The 14,889-nt window shown below is 57.5% G+C and carries 14 protein-coding genes and 2 tRNA genes; 10 read left to right on the top strand and 6 right to left on the bottom strand.

The genetic code is table 11. From position 1 onward, the window contains the following. Positions 1-273 precede the first annotated feature (273 nt). Positions 274-714, top strand: a complete 441-nt coding sequence (locus ABOK31_RS06065) for a Rap1a/Tai family immunity protein (RefSeq protein WP_174174571.1) — start codon at positions 274-276, stop codon at positions 712-714. A 727-nt stretch (positions 715-1,441) separates the two neighbouring features. Then, positions 1,442-1,585: a hypothetical protein gene (locus tag ABOK31_RS06060; protein ID WP_349958159.1), complete on the top strand. Its 144-nt coding sequence runs from the start codon at positions 1,442-1,444 to the stop codon at positions 1,583-1,585. A gap of 273 nt (positions 1,586-1,858) precedes the next feature. On the opposite strand, the gene ABOK31_RS06055 is transcribed toward ABOK31_RS06060, so the two are convergent. Beyond that, positions 1,859-1,932 (bottom strand) — tRNA-Cys (locus ABOK31_RS06055). Between the two features lie 317 nt (positions 1,933-2,249). Here ABOK31_RS06055 and ABOK31_RS06050 point away from each other — a divergent pair. The 3 genes from ABOK31_RS06050 to ABOK31_RS06040 all read left to right on the top strand — a co-directional run bounded on the left by ABOK31_RS06050 (position 2,250) and on the right by ABOK31_RS06040 (position 5,174). After that, the gene (locus tag ABOK31_RS06050; RefSeq protein ID WP_349958158.1) at positions 2,250-2,702 is read left to right on the top strand and encodes an acetyltransferase; all 453 of its coding nucleotides are present in this window, start codon (positions 2,250-2,252) and stop codon (positions 2,700-2,702) included. Positions 2,703-3,538: 836 nt separating this feature from the next. Next, positions 3,539-4,645, top strand: a complete 1,107-nt coding sequence (locus tag ABOK31_RS06045) for a porin (RefSeq protein WP_092715745.1) — start codon at positions 3,539-3,541, stop codon at positions 4,643-4,645. A 211-nt stretch (positions 4,646-4,856) separates the two neighbouring features. Beyond that, on the top strand, positions 4,857-5,174 hold the full coding sequence (locus ABOK31_RS06040; RefSeq protein ID WP_349958157.1) for a hypothetical protein: 318 nt from the start codon (positions 4,857-4,859) through the stop codon (positions 5,172-5,174). Positions 5,175-5,344: 170 nt separating this feature from the next. On the opposite strand, the gene ABOK31_RS06035 is transcribed toward ABOK31_RS06040, so the two are convergent. The 3 genes from ABOK31_RS06035 to ABOK31_RS06025 all read right to left on the bottom strand — a co-directional run bounded on the left by ABOK31_RS06035 (position 5,345) and on the right by ABOK31_RS06025 (position 6,611). Continuing rightward, entirely contained in the window at positions 5,345-5,527 is a 183-nt protein-coding gene (locus ABOK31_RS06035; protein WP_174174555.1) for a hypothetical protein, read from the bottom strand. 318 nt (positions 5,528-5,845) lie between these two features. Next, on the bottom strand, positions 5,846-6,241 hold the full coding sequence (locus tag ABOK31_RS06030) for a DoxX family protein (RefSeq protein ID WP_349958156.1): 396 nt from the start codon (positions 6,239-6,241) through the stop codon (positions 5,846-5,848). A gap of 295 nt (positions 6,242-6,536) precedes the next feature. After that, positions 6,537-6,611, bottom strand: a tRNA-Asn gene (locus ABOK31_RS06025). A 116-nt stretch (positions 6,612-6,727) separates the two neighbouring features. Between ABOK31_RS06025 and ABOK31_RS06020 the strand changes: the two genes are divergently transcribed. Beyond that, entirely contained in the window at positions 6,728-7,039 is a 312-nt protein-coding gene (locus ABOK31_RS06020) for a hypothetical protein (protein WP_106997669.1), read from the top strand. 77 nt (positions 7,040-7,116) lie between these two features. Here the strand turns inward: ABOK31_RS06020 and ABOK31_RS06015 are convergent, their stop codons facing one another. Beyond that, the gene (locus ABOK31_RS06015; protein ID WP_174174552.1) at positions 7,117-7,674 is read right to left on the bottom strand and encodes a sugar O-acetyltransferase; all 558 of its coding nucleotides are present in this window, start codon (positions 7,672-7,674) and stop codon (positions 7,117-7,119) included. 327 nt (positions 7,675-8,001) lie between these two features. Here ABOK31_RS06015 and ABOK31_RS06010 point away from each other — a divergent pair, with 327 nt between their 5' ends. The 4 genes from ABOK31_RS06010 (at position 8,002) to ABOK31_RS05995 (ending at position 13,436) form a co-directional block, all read left to right on the top strand. Continuing rightward, complete coding sequence (locus ABOK31_RS06010; RefSeq protein WP_113345483.1) at positions 8,002-9,354, top strand: extracellular solute-binding protein; 1,353 nt, start codon at positions 8,002-8,004, stop codon at positions 9,352-9,354. 99 nt (positions 9,355-9,453) lie between these two features. Next, on the top strand, positions 9,454-10,338 hold the full coding sequence (locus tag ABOK31_RS06005; protein WP_349958155.1) for an ABC transporter permease subunit: 885 nt from the start codon (positions 9,454-9,456) through the stop codon (positions 10,336-10,338). Between the two features lie 7 nt (positions 10,339-10,345). Beyond that, a complete protein-coding gene (locus tag ABOK31_RS06000) occupies positions 10,346-11,260 on the top strand; it encodes an ABC transporter permease subunit (RefSeq protein WP_349958154.1) in 915 nt (304 codons plus the stop codon). A gap of 559 nt (positions 11,261-11,819) precedes the next feature. Next, entirely contained in the window at positions 11,820-13,436 is a 1,617-nt protein-coding gene (locus ABOK31_RS05995) for a tannase/feruloyl esterase family alpha/beta hydrolase (protein WP_349958153.1), read from the top strand. Positions 13,437-13,550: 114 nt separating this feature from the next. Here the strand turns inward: ABOK31_RS05995 and ABOK31_RS05990 are convergent, their stop codons facing one another. After that, entirely contained in the window at positions 13,551-14,663 is a 1,113-nt protein-coding gene (locus tag ABOK31_RS05990; RefSeq protein WP_174174546.1) for a sn-glycerol-3-phosphate import ATP-binding protein UgpC, read from the bottom strand. Positions 14,664-14,889: the final 226 nt, after the last annotated feature.

The raw sequence follows: 14,889 nt of genomic DNA, 5'->3' as shown, positions 1-14,889 counted from the left end.
CCGGGATCTGCGACGCCTTGCAAATCCGCCATGTTCCAGACCGGGACGCTCGTTAGCAAAATGTTAACTTCACACGACCACGCTTCAGGGCATTGGACCCGCCCGGGTGTGGTGACCAATCAACCTTCCGGCCCGAAGCTATTCGGCCGAAACATTAAATTTGAATAGAAGGTGGCTGGGATGCCTGTTTCTCTTGTTCTTTTCGTCGTAACGTCGCTGCCGCTGGTGGTTTTTCTGGCCGCGAGTCTTTCCTCGATGATGTAGGTTTTCCGAATGAGGCTTTCGCTCTTCGTCGCAGCGCTTCTCCTTCTCTTACCCCAGGTCGCGTTGAGCGAGGAAACGTCAAGCGAGGACGAGCCGAAAGAGACAGCCCCGATCATCGGACACGTCGTTACCGGAAAACAGCTCGACGAATGGTGCGAAGAGGATCGAACGCTCGCGTCCGTCTATATCCAGGGCATTCTCGATGAGGCCCAGCGAACGAAGAACCTCACGATCCGAGCCACCAAACAGACGCCGAAAAACTCGTCGCGCTACGAGCGCTATCTTCAACAGTTCGTCGGCGCTTTCTGTCTGCCGCCAGATCTCAGTAATGCAAAGGCGACAGCAACCGCCTGCAAATGGATGGCGGAGCACTCATGGCAGCTCGAGCGGCCTGCCAGCTCGCTGATCGCACGCGCCTACAAATTCGCCTTCCCTTGCCTTGAGGAATAGTCATTCTCCCGCAATGGCGGTCGAGCGGCGGCGTGAGACAGTTAAAGCTTTCGCGGAAGATTGAGAATCATCCAAAGCGACGAGGCCTCTGCCCGCCGATATTGCGGACCAAATGCCCAGCGGAAACCGGCGGTTCGAACGACGATCGCAAACAAGCCAAAGAGCGCAGCGCTTGATGCGCGAAGACGTCATATCGCATTTGCGTTGACAATTACTAAGTCCACCTTATAATTAGGATGCTGAATTTGATTGACCTCTAGTCCAGCAAAAGGCGGCCCAGTTTTTTCCCTAGACTGGACCGCTTTTGCTTTTGTAGAGCGTCAACTTTCCTGTCCATTTGCTTCCACATGTCTGGCGCAGATAGACCCGATCGGGCAATGGATGTCGCCACCTGGATGACAAGCACCCGGTTCGCAATCTTGGCGCGGTATTTTTCCTGATGCCTCATCCGCTCAGCCACCGAACCCTCGATGCCCTAGCAACCAGGTACTTTGGACCCACGAGGACACCTGTACCCTTGCGCCGACCTCCGCAGCTGCTGCTGCGTTCAATATGCAATTGAAAAATATGACGGATGTCGGATCGGCATCCGATTGGATTTGCTACTCAGCCGCAATGCCGAAACTGAAGCGCCGGCACCTACGGCCCTCAACTCCTGCAACTCCCCAATACCTTAAGCGTCAGTTCAGTTTCGAATGCGACGCTGAGACGGGGATAGGGAGTATCAATGTCGTTACCGAAGTCACGGTGGCTTGCGCTGACAATGGGCGAGCGCAAGAAGCTTGCTCGCCAGATTATGATTCTGCTGCTGCCAATCCTTGGCGCTTTGGCGCTGCTCGGCAGCGTGTTGCTTATAGTGTTTACCCAATAGAGAGTTTCGAAGATCAAACGCTACCACTTTCGTCTCATAGTGGAGAATCATATCTCAGATCAGCAATGCGACCCGAGAACGCCGCGTCTCACCTCTCATTCCGAGCCATGGATAGGCGCCAAATCATTGCTGGCGGCCGATGAGACGGAACGCTGAAAGCGGAACGGATTGCCACACCCCGTTTGGGTGCGGCGGAACGGTTCAGGTCCAAATTGCCGCACCAGAAAAATTCGATAGGGAAAACAAATACTTATAACGGCAACAAGGGAAGGATGGAGGCCTCGCCCGGAATCGAACCGGGGTGCAAGGATTTGCAGTCCTCTGCGTAACCACTCCGCCACGAGGCCATCCGAAAGCAATTTGCGTTGTGGTGGCGCGGATTTAGAATGATCCAAAGAAAACCGCAAGAGGCTTATTCTGAATTCTGTCCTTTTTTCATTCTGAGGCGATAATTGCCTGCTGCTCTTGTGGAGGCCGTCAATGCGGGTGATGAAACACATCGCACGCAACACTGCAGGAGTGTCGCAGATGCGAGTTCTATCGGGCGAACCGAAACAGCACAGGGAATAGTTGCGCAGTTAAAGGCCGCACAGCCTTTACGCGGCAGCGCGAGGACATTAAACAGCCATGCTGAAATTTCGGACAGCATATCGAGAATTCAGACATGTTCCTGCTGCGACCTGCAACGCCCGACGACATCCCACGCAGTTATGAGATATGGCGAACCTCCGTCGAGGCAACCCATGATTTCGTCGATGCATCAGACTGGGAGGCGATTGCGAGGATGGTTTTGGAAGACTATCTGCCGAATGCAGAGTTCACTGTAGCGGTGGATGCCAATAATTTGTCGCACGGCTTCCTGGGAGCGACCGGGAGCCATATCGATTCACTCTTCATACATGCCGACAGCAGAAGCACGGGTTTGGGACGTCTGCTTTTCGACGGATTCCGTACTGGGAAAGATGTCGTCACTGTCGACGTGAACGAGCAGAATGCCGGCGCTGTCGGCTTTTACGAGCGACTTGGGTTCATGGCGACAGGGCGTGCCGATGTCGACGATCAGGGCCGTCCCTACCCGATCCTTCATTTGCAATGGCAAAGACCGACTGCGCCATGAGGCACAGCTGCCGACGATGTTCCATTTCGGATGCTGTGCCGATTATCTTGGATTTCGGCGAACCCGTGGGAATTAAGGGCCAAAAGATCATTGCCGGATCGGGGCGCAGCCACCCCGTCTGGAGGCTAGGACTGCCAGCCCATTCAGGTAGGTTATAGAAACCTATGGTAGATGCTAAAATTAACACCACCGGTTTGTACGCCACCCACGGACCGGACAGTGCCGCGTCCGACGAGACTACGCCCCCAGTAATGTCGTCGGACGCACCGTGGCCAAATGCCCGGCAGCGGCATCGCAACGAAGCGCGATTGCCAGGCAGTCTCCCCCCTTCTCTTCTATAGAGTGATGCGCATCCCCTATGGGTTTCTCTGCCCGAGAATCGTTTCAATACTCGCGACTCGAAAGTGTCGCGACCCGGCTGCCATGCCTATTGTACGGTGATCGGCTGCGCCCGGTCTCAGGATTGACGATAATCATATGGCTGCGGCTTCCTGCCCTCACCCGCCTTACGCCAGCGCGCTCACCGCCTTTAACACCTAGAGACTTAAACGCTTTCCGGGCTCGTAGAACGGAAGCTATTCAAATGCGATGGAACACACGCAGGGATCAGACACCCCCGCGAATTGCGTCATTTTTGCAACAACGCCGGTTTTCAAGTAGTGCACATATAGTTCCATACCCTTAGTATCTTGCCAAATCACCGAAGCAGGTTCAGGAAATAGTTCGCGAAGCTTATTACTTCGCACCTACTGATAGGGAACATGAACGGGATGGGGTTGGGCACGTCGTTTCTCGGCGCGATATCTCATGCCCAATCAAGAAAGATTGGAGTTATTATGAACATCAAGAGCCTTCTTCTCGGCTCCGCTGCTGCGCTTGCAGCAGTATCCGGTGCTCACGCGGCTGACGCTATCGTAGCAGCTGAGCCGGAGCCGCTGGAATACGTCCGTATCTGCGACGCATACGGCGCTGGCTACTTCTTCATCCCGGGCACCGAAACCTGCCTCAAGATCGGCGGCAAGGTTCGTACGGAAGGTGAATGGTACAACGCTTACAACCGCGACAGCCATCAGGGCACGCTCTGGCACACTCGTGCTGAGTTGAACGTCGACACCGCGACCGACACCGAATACGGTCCGCTGAAGACCGAAACCATCGTTCGTTGGGACTGGAACGACGGCGGCTCCACCTCCACCAACCTGCTGTGGTCCTACATCAGCCTCGGCGGCTTCACGGTCGGTAAGAAGGACTCGCAATACAACCTGTACATGGGTTACGCCGGCGACGTCATCAACGACGACGTGATCTATGACGGCCCGTACGAACTCAACCAGTTGACCTATGAATATGACGGCGGCAACGGCTTCTCGGCTGTGATCTCGCTCGAAGATTCCAACTCTGCCACGACCGGCTCGGCATCTTACGGTGCAAGCTGGTGGACGGACGACAAGACCAACCACTACGCTCCTGACGTTGTCGCCGGTGCTGGCTTCAAGTCCGGCGCATGGGGCTTCAAGGTCGTCGGCGGTTACGACTCGATCGTCGAACAGGGCGCTATCAAGGCTCGCGTCGATGCTGACTTCGGCGCATTCACGGCCTTCTTGATGGGCGGCTGGAACACCGACGGCGACAAGCTCAACAAGTACGCAGGCACCAACCAGGACGTCTCCGCTTGCACGGCACCGAACGGTACCGTCAATGCATCGAAGTGCGGCTGGGGTGACTGGGCAGTTTGGGGCGGTGTTGGCGTTCCGTTCAACGACAAGCTGAAGTGGAACCTCCAGCTCGCCTACTCCGACTCGAAGATCTTCGAAGCCACCACGAACCTCAAGTTCAACCCGGTCAAGAACCTCCTGGTCGAGCCGGAACTGACTTACGTTCACTACGACTATGCCCACGACGACACCGTTTCGGGCATCCTGCGCTTCGAACGCAACTTCTAACCTGATCAGACTTGACCTCCGATCAGAGAAGGAAGGGGGCCGGCTTTCCCTGCCGGCCCCCTTTTTTTGTCGTCAGCTCCTAGAATTATCAGTTTCCCCTGCGATCAGCACACGAGCCGCAAGGATCTCCAATCAACGAAAAGGGGAACCTAGTCGCTACCGTGGCGTTTAGCCATGAAAAGGGACGTGACTGAATATAGGAGTTACCACCTTGAAACATCTGGCTTCGTTCGCTTTGACCGCCGCGCTGGCCGTAGGCGCGGTGCTGTCCGCCACCCTGCCCGCAGCGGCCGTGCCGCTCGCCAGCCCATCATCGACGACGGCTTCCAATATCATCCTGGTGCAGGAACAGGGAACACGCAGATATCCGTATGACGACCGCCGGACTTATTGGCGTGATCGCGATCGTGATCACCGCCATTGGCGCGAGCGGCGCTGGGAGCGGCGCCATTCGGATGACAGATGGCGGGACGACCGTCGCTATCATCATCGGCGTCATGGCGGTGTAATATTCGAAATTCGTCCGTGACGCCCACACTGTGGCATGGCGGCGCGCTGCCATGCCCGTCGACGCCGGCGATTGCATGCGCCGGTTCGGCCCTTCAAACACCAGTGAAACAATAAGGCCGCTGCCGGAGAGACTGGCAGCGGCCGACTAATCTTGTAACGGAACTTGCGCCAGTTCCGGATGTCTCCCGATTAACGGCAGACGCGCACTCTGCGGACGACCCAGCGGCCGTGAACCCTGTGCTTCACCTTCTTCATGTAGCAGTGATGATGATGGTGGTAATGACGATGATGCATCGGGGCGGCCTCAGACGGCACGCTGACGGCAAAAACCGATGCCACGGCTACTGCAGAAGCAAGAATCAGATTTTTCATGTCGAACCTCTAAAGCATTGGGGGACTATGCTGCGCGGATCGCGCATATATGTTCATGCGCCGCGTCGCATTAACGACACATGAACATGTTCTCACATTCGTGAGAGCAACCATACCTTGAACTATTTTTTCCGGAAATACCACATATATCCGCTCGAGAACCGCCGTTACGAAACGTCGAAAACCATCGATGTGTCGCGTTGGCACACTCTTATTAGCCCGCTACCAACCGCGATGACAGTCGAGGCGATGTGCAGCGCAAGATATTGTTATTGCATCGCAAAAGTCTGAGTGAGCTATGCGTCGATTTTCAGCCGCTCAGCGAACGAAGGGCAGCAAGCGTCTTACACGTTCGTCACGAAGATAGAGACCGCCCCATGCGATGACGCCGAGCAACAAACTTATAAGTTGTGACGGAGACCCGATTTCCGCGAGACGAAAATGGGCGCAAATAGCGCCGCCGAAGAAACCGGTCGTGAGGATCGTTCCAAGGACTGCGGTGCGCGGAATTGCGTAAAGAACGACGCAGACGAGGATGATTAGGCCAACTGGTGTTGCCAGACCGGCGGGAAAGCCCGTCTCCTCCATCTGTGCGCCGACCAATGACGGTGCAAACAGATCAACGGCCGCATCGGCCGCCAACGCAAGAATCACGATTGCGCTCAGAAGCCACCCCAGCGCCACTCCTCGATGAAAGCTCGTATTCTCAGCCATTTCATCCCCCAATGCGCCGCATCTGGCTCATACCCCCGATCGCCCAGCCGGCTTTCGCGTCTGGCTGACAAGCGGCGGCAATCTGGCACGAATGAGAAAGCGAGGTCAACGAAGATGCGGCCGGCGAACGGAGCGGGCTCCGGCCGGAATCAATGTCCCGAGGCATGTGCAATAAAACTGCAAAAATGCGCTGGTATAAGCCCGTCGGCGTTCATCGAGCTTCAGAACAGCGGATACAGGGCCAAGTCGTCAGGCGCGTAAGCGCCGACATATGAACAGTTCTGTAGAAGAAGAGTGGCTCCCCGGGCCGGATTCGAACCGGCGACCTGTCGATTAACAGTCGAATGCTCTACCGCTGAGCTACCAGGGAATGCGCTTGGCGCGGTGTGAGCGGGGTAATACAAATGCTTTCCCGATTTGCCAAGCGGTTTTTTCAAAAAAATCGCATTCTCTTGCATTATTTCCTCGCGCCACCATTTCCTGTGGATGACCGATCAAAGCGAAACGACAGCAAATGCCGATCGGAATGGCCGGAAAACCCGCCGTTTTGGCATTGATCCCTCGACCCGGGAGCTGGTTTTTGGCTCCGTGAGAATTCCCTTGCCCCGATCGCGTCTTGCCCGCGTCGGCGTGGGAATAGCCCTCATATTTGGCGGACTGCTTGGCTTTCTGCCAGTGCTCGGCTTCTGGATGCTGCCATTGGGCTTCATCGTGCTCTCGCACGACATGCCGATGGTTCGCCGCTGGCGACGACGCTTTGCCGTATGGTGGACGCGAAAGCGCCGCCCAGCAAACTGAAGCGCGTCGCGATCATTCAAATTCGCTTCTCGCGCTTTTGGTCTTTGATTTTACGCGACATGCTTTAAGCCCTCCCCCTATCCTGCGTGAACGGGACGAGCCGGATTGCCGACGACCGTCGCACCGGCGGCAACATCTCTGGTGACGACTGCACCGGCGCCGATGATCGCGCCGTCCCCCACCGACACGCCGCCCACAAGGATCACGCCGCCGCCGATCCAGACGCTTCTGCCGATCGTTACTGGCCGTGCGACTTCCAGACCCGCTCCGCGTAATTCGGCGTCCTTGTGATGTTCGGCGCAATAGATATGGACGCCCGGCCCCAGCATGCTGCCGTCGCCGATGCGGACGCTAGCGCTGTCGAGGATCGTACAGCCAGCATTCATATAGACCCGGCGGCCGAGCGAGATATTGATACCATAGGAGCAGTGAAACGGCGCCTCTACGAAGACGCTCTCGCCGATGTCGGCAAAGAGCGCGGACAGGGCCGGCGCGAGATTGCCGCGTTGGGAGGGCGGCATTGTGTTGTGCGCATGCACAGCCTCGCGCGCCTGCCAGCGCAAGGCGTCGAGTTCCGGATCGAAACAGCAGTACCACTCTCCCGCCGCCATTTTCTGCCGCTCGCTGAGACCCATATTCTCATTCCTCCAATGCCATCCGAACTTCCCGCCAGCAATCTTGCAACACCGTTCCGTGCACAGGCAAGGAAGACCGTCGCGTCTTTTTAGGCGACCAACAATCTATGGGCGAATGCGTGCGGCCCACATCTCTTGATTAGCAAAATCTCAAATGCACGATCCTGCAAGGAGCGCTTCTCTGCAAAGCCGCTGGCCCTGTGAAAAAGCCCGCCAATGCGGGATTCTTGCCCTCAACAAACTGTCACACAGCTTGTCTATAACCCGCGCTACCGCGGACTTGCGCAAGACCACCGGTTCCGAGCTTTCAAAAAGGAAATAGGGATTATGTCTAAACTTAAAAACCTCATTTCGGCTGCAACAGCCGGTGTCATGAGCGTAGCGCTCGCCATGCCGGCTGCCGCTGCTCCGGTCAAGTTCGATTTCTGGTTCGGCCTGTCGGGCGACCTGCAGCGCGTCGTTGAGACCATGTGCAAGAACTTCAACGACTCCCAGAAGGATTATGAAGTTTCCTGCGTCAGCCAGGGCAACTACGACGCCGCTCTGCAGAACACGATTGCCGCCTTCCGCGCTGGCAAGCAGCCTACAATCGTTCAGGTCTATGACGTCGGCACCGCGACCATGATGCTTTCGGGCGCCTACTATCCGGTCAACAAGCTGATGGCCGAAAATGGCTACAAGGTTAAGTGGGACGACTATTTCCCGGGAATCGCCCGCTATTACGCCACCTCCAAAGGTGAACTGCTTTCCTTCCCCTTCAACTCTTCGACCGCCCTGCTCTACTGGAACAAGGACGCCTTCGCGAAGATCGGCAAGACTGCCGCTCCGAAGACCTGGGAAGAAGCTGCCGAAGACATGAAGGCGCTCAAGGGCGCCGGCTATGATTGCCCGATGGCAATCAACATCTCCGGCAACGAAAGCTGGCAGCTCATGGAGCAGTTTTCTGCCATCCACGACCAGCCGGTTGCCACGAAGAACAACGGTTATGATGGCCTCGACGCTCGTCTGACGGTCAACAAGACCAAGTTCGTCAAGTACGTAACGGACCTCAAGAGCTGGTACGACCAGGGCCTCGTCAAGATCAAGTCCAAGGACCTCGGTCAGGACATGGTTCAGGCCTTCGCTTCGGGCGACTGCCAGATGATCATGACCTCGGTCGGTGACCATGGTTCGGTCACCAAGACCCAGAAGGCTGGCATGAACTGGGATGTTGCCGAACTTCCGGTATACGCTGGCACCGAGCGCAAGAATTCGCTCGTTGGCGGCGCGTCGCTCTGGGTTCTCTCCGGCAAGTCGGCTGACGAGTATAAGGGCGCTGCTGCGTTCCTGAACTTCATCGCCAAGCCGGAAACCGCTCTCTTCTGGTCGACCAACACCGGTTACATCCCGGTCACGAAGTCCGGCTTCGAATTCATGAAGTCCTCCGGCTTCTATGACAAGGCTCCCTTCAAGGGCCGCGAAGTCGCTATCGCCAGCTTGACCGCTTCCGAGCCGACCCCGATCACCCGCGGCGTTCGCCTTGGCAGCTTCACGCAGATCCGCGCTGAATTCGGCAACCAGATGCAGGCCATCTTCGCCAACAAGGTCAGCGTCCAGGAAGGCATCGACAACCTCGTCAAGAACGGCGATGCTGTCCTCGAGCGTTTCGAAGCCACCTACAAGGGCAAGCAGCTGCCGTAATCGGCAGAACTCGTAGCAAACAGCGTCCGCCGAGATTTTCCCGGCGGACGTTCGTTATGAGAGCAGGCGTGGCATCAGGCCCCCAAGCCGGAAGAGACAATGGAAAAGCGTATAACTTTCAACAAGTGGAGCGTCGGCATCCTGTTCGCAGTGCCGCAGCTGCTCCTTATCTTCACCTTTTTCTATTGGCCGGCCGGTCAGGCGGTCTTCTGGTCGGTGACGCTGCAGCAGCCCTGGGGCGGCGGCAATATCTGGGTCGGCCTCGATAATTTCAAATCCATTATTGCCAATGCGGACTACTGGAACTCGGTCACGATCAGCATCACCTTCGCAGCGATCAGCACCGGCATTTCCATGATGGGCGGGCTCATACTCGCAGCGCTGACCGATCGGCAGCTGCGCGGTTCGAAACTCTACCGCGTAGTCCTGATCTGGCCCTATGGCATCGCAGCTCCCGCGGCGGCGATGGCCTTCCGCTTCATTCTGGCGCCGGAAGCCGGCCTCATCGCCGTGGTCAATCAATGGTGGCCTGGAATCTGGGACCCGGGCCTCGACGGCAACGCCGCGATGGCTTGCATCATCGCCGCCTTCTCGTGGAAATATATCGCCTACAGCTTCATCTTCTTCCTGGCGGCTTTCCAGGCAATTCCTCGTTCGTTGATCGAAGCGGCCGCCATGGACGGCTCTAGCGTGCTCCGTCGCTTCTGGGACGTCCAGTTCCCGTTGATCACGCCAACCATCTTCTTCCTGCTCGTCATCAACATCACCGAGAGTTTTCAGGATTCCTTCGGCATCGTCGACATCATGACATCAGGCGGCCCGCACAACTCGACCAATCTCATGGTCTACAAGATCTATTCCGACGGCTTCAAAGGACTCGATTTTTCCGGCGCGGCAGCGCAGAGCATCATTCTGATGCTGCTGATCATCGTGCTCACCGTCTTCCAGTTCCGCTTCATCGAGAAGCGCGTACATTACCGTTGAGGCTGACATGGTCGAGCGCACACCCATTCTCAATTTCTTCACCCACCTGATCCTGTTTATTGGCTTCGTAGTCGCAGTCGGACCGATCATCATCGTTGCCATCGCCGCGTCCCACAATATCGCCGACGTCAATAAGGTGCCCATGTCGCTGATCCCCGGCTCGGATTTCTGGGTCAACATGCAGACGGCCTGGACAACCGCCAATCTCGGCCCCAAGCTGCTGAACAGCCTGATCTTTGCCAGCGGCGTGGCGGCAGGAAAGGTGATCATTTCGGCGATAACGGCCTTTTCGCTGGTCTATTTCCGTTATCCCGGCCGTCACTTCATCTTCTGGCTGATTTTCATCACGCTGATGCTGCCGCTCGAAGTGCGTATCGTGCCGACCTATGCGGTCGCGGCAAACGTTCTGTCGCCCTTCCAGGGGATTCTCGACATTACCGGTATCACCTGGCTTATCGAAAAGCTTACGGGCGTCGAGGTCGCGCTGAGTTTCGGGCTGCTCAACTCCTCGCTCGGCTTGATCCTGCCATTGATCGCGACGGCGACAGGCACCTTCCTCTATCGTCAGTTCTTCCTGACGATCCCGGACGAGTTGACCGAGGCTGCCCGCATGGACGGCGCCGGAGCACTGCGCTTCTTCATCGATATCCTGCTGCCGCTGTCACGCACCAACATGGCCGCACTCGGCACCATCATGTTCCTATGGGCCTGGAACCAGTATCTGTGGCCACTGCTGGTCACGACCGATCCTGCGCACGTGACGGCCGTGCACGAGCTCAAGTCGCTCATCCCGAACGTCGGCGGCCTTCCGGAATGGCACATCGCCATGGCAGGCACGCTTGTCGTCATGCTGCCGCCGCTTCTCGTCGTCGTGCTGATGCAGCGCTGGTTCGTTCGCGGCCTCATCTCGACCGAGAAGTGATACGATCATCCGTCGCGTCCGCTTGCGGGCGCGACAGTTTCCGACAGGGGAGCCGCCGACGACCCGTTTTGGCGCTGGGCTTATGGCCCTCACCCAATCCCCGAAACAATGCCGCTGGTCCGAGCTGGCCGATTGCCAGCCCGATTGCTCGCACCCGTGCGAACACACCCGCCGCCAGCATTTTACCGCGGCCGAACTCCCACCGAATGATCTGACCGCAACATCGCAAAGGCTCCGGCCTCTCGCCCAGGGGCGATATCTGGCGCATCCGCCGATGTTCGATTAGTGCAATTTATTGCTTGAAAAATGCATTGTGACGCTCCGTCGTTCCCTGCATTTTTCACTCACGCAATCGGATGGAGAGGCCGATTGGAGGAGTCGTCAAGCTTCCCTTAGCCGCATGTTTTTCGCCGTGATCTCGCTTCGCTCCGCTGAGGCGGAGCCGACATCCGTGACGAAGCGATGCCGCATGCGCAAATTTCGGGAGCGAACCCAGGAACTCTTTGGGGCGACAAGTCCAACCGCGCGAGCATTTCAAAATTGCAAGGAGGAGGATGGAATGAAACTGTGGCATTTGACGATAGCAAATGCAGTGTTTTTGCTGAGCGCGGGCATCGGTGCTGCTCAAGACATGCCGACGCCGGAAGAAGCGCACTGCATAGCTCTGCGCGGAATGTTGATCTCGCCCGAAAAGATCGCCGAGCCGGCCCGTCGCGGCGTCGTCTATTCCGCCGATCTCGTCAAAGGTGATCAGTCTGCCGGGGGCGGCTTCTGCAAGGTGCTCGGCGGCATCGAGCCAATCGACCCCAAGGCGCCCAATATCAATTTCCAAATCAACCTGCCGCTGACCTGGAACGACAAGATCATCCAGTACGGCGGCGGAGGCTATGACGGAACCCTGATCGAGGCGGTCAAGAACGTCTCCTTCGGATCGGACGCCGTCAAGACGCCACTGCAGCGCGGCTACGTGACCTTCGGCAGCGACAGCGGCCACCAGTCTCCTTCCGTGCTTGACGGTAAGTTCCTTCTGAACGACGAGGCGCTGGCCAATTTCGGTGGTCTCCAGATCAAGAAGACCCATGACGTCACCATGGCCGTGGTCGAAGGCTATTACGGCAGAAAGCCGCGGAAGAGCTATATTCAGGGCAATTCGCAAGGCGGGCATGAATCCCTGATCGCGATCCAGCGCTGGCCGGCCGACTATGACGGCGCCATCGTCACTCATCCCGCCAACCCTTTCTCGGCCCTGCAGCTTTCCGGCAATTATCTTGCAAAGGCTTTCTACAAGAGCGGCGCCTATCTGAGCCCTGCGAAAGTGGAGTTGCTCAACACGGCTGTCGCCAAGGCGTGCGACAAGCTCGACGGCGTCGAAGACGGTCTCATTTCGAATACGGCAGCGTGCGATGCGACCTTCAAGGTCGAGGACCTTCGTTGCGCAAGCGGCAAGGATGAGGGCAATGCCTGCCTTTCGGATGCGCAGATCGCCGTGCTGAAGACGATCAATACGCCTTACAAGTCTCCGGTCAGGCTGGAGGGTGGCGTCGATGGCTTCGCCCGCTGGCCGATTTTTCAGGGCGGCGATCTCTACGGTCTCTGGAGTTTCGGTTCATCGCCTGATCTGACGACACCGCCGACACCCTTCGCCAATTTCGGCCTGGCCGTCCTTGCCGATCCAATGATCCGTTATGCGGTCGTGCGGGATCCGAAATTCGACTCGATAACGTTCGATCCGACGAAATATGCCAAGCGGGTTGCGCAGGTTTCCAAGCTGATCGATGCAAACAGCGCAGACCTCTCCGCCTTCGAGAAACGCGGCGGCAAGATGTTGCTGATGCATGGCACCATCGATTTCGCGATCTCGCCCTACAATACGGTTTCCTATTATGAGCGCGTCGTCAAAACGATGGGGGCGGATAACGTCCACAGCTTCATGCGCTTCTACCTCGTGCCCGGATTCGGCCACGGCAGCGGCAAGTTCATCGCCGCCTGGGATCCGCTGACGGCGTTGGAGAACTGGGCTGAAAATGGGAAAGCACCGGAGAACCTAATCGTCAGCGATGCCGGCAAGGATGGCGCCGGTCGCACGCGGCCCATGTGCGAATATCCGTCCTATCCGAAGTACAAATCCGGCGCGACCGATCCGAGCAAGGCTGGGAATTTCGAATGCGCGAAATGATCTGCCGATTGGTTTAAGCCGGACCTCTGCCGCGTTCAGTTCAGGCCCGGCATAAAAAAAGCCCGGAAGTCGGGAAAACTTCCGGGCACACCTACTGAAAAGTTATGTTTGAAATCAGCTCGCCAGCACCTTGAGCGGTGTGACGGAGGCGACGGCGTCGAGCCGCAGCCCGGTATCCTGGGCAAAGAGATGCGTGTGCTGCTGCGGCAGCTCAAGCGCAACAGATTGGCCGGTCTGGCCGGTCGTGTGGTCGGCGACCGCGACTGCGAAGCTCGAGCCGTTGATGTCGCAATGGATGACGCGGCCGGCACCGAGTTCTTCGACAAAATCGACCGTTGCCGGGATTGCGCCCGGCGTGCCGGCAGGAACGAGACGTGCATGTTCCGGACGGATGCCGAGAGCAACGGGCTGGCCGGCATGGCGCTTGCCGATATTGGCGTCGATGGCAATCGGAATGCCGTCGAAGATGAATTGCTCGCCATTGGCAGCAAAAGTGCCTTCCAGGAAGTTCATGGCCGGCGAGCCGATGAAGGAGCCGACGAAGCGGGTGCGCGGCGTGTTGTAGACCTCGAGCGGCGTGCCGACCTGCTCGACATTGCCCTTGTACATGACGACAAGCTTGTCGGCGAGAGTCATGGCCTCGACCTGATCGTGGGTCACGAAGACCGAGGTGGCCGATAGGCGCTTGTGCAGGCGGCGGATTTCGACGCGCATCTGCACGCGCAGCTTGGCATCGAGGTTGGAGAGCGGCTCGTCGAACAGGAAGACCTTCGGCTCGCGGATGATGGCGCGGCCCATGGCGACGCGCTGGCGCTGGCCGCCGGAAAGCTCGGCCGGCTTGCGGGCGAGGAAATCTTCAAGGCCGACGATCTTGGCGGTTTCCTTGATGCGGCGATCGCGCTCCTCGCGCGGCACGCCGGCGACCTTCAGCGCGTAGCCCATGTTGGCGGCAACATCCATGTGCGGATAGAGCGCATAGTTCTGGAAAACCATAGCACAGCCACGCTCGCGCGGCTCGAGCTGGTTGACCACCTTGCCATCGATGATGATCTCACCCGAGGTGATGTCCTCAAGGCCGGCAATCATGCGCAATAGCGTGGACTTGCCACAGCCTGAAGGTCCAAGGATCACGACAAATTCGCCTGAGCGGAAATTCAGGTCGACGCCATGAACGACTGGATTTCGTCCATAGGCCTTGCGAACTTGTTCGATGCGGATTTCCGCCATTTTAATCTTCCCCGCCTGTCAATCCTGGGCCTGTCAATCGGGTGGACTGCTAGCGAATTTGCATTACAGAACAGTGACAAGCACGCCTTATATCACAAACGGCATCCAGATTTCCTCACGAGAGTTGCGTGTAGGATTCCCTTATAAAACGCGCGGTGGTGGAACCATCTTGCTGCCGGTGCCGTATATTGGTTTCGGCGGAGGCAAGGAATGTGAAAGAAACGAA

This window comes from Rhizobium sp. ZPR4, assembly GCF_040215725.1.
Taxonomy (GTDB): Bacteria; Pseudomonadota; Alphaproteobacteria; order Rhizobiales; family Rhizobiaceae; genus Rhizobium; species Rhizobium rhizogenes_D.
This window is presented reverse-complemented; position numbering and strand designations above follow the sequence as displayed.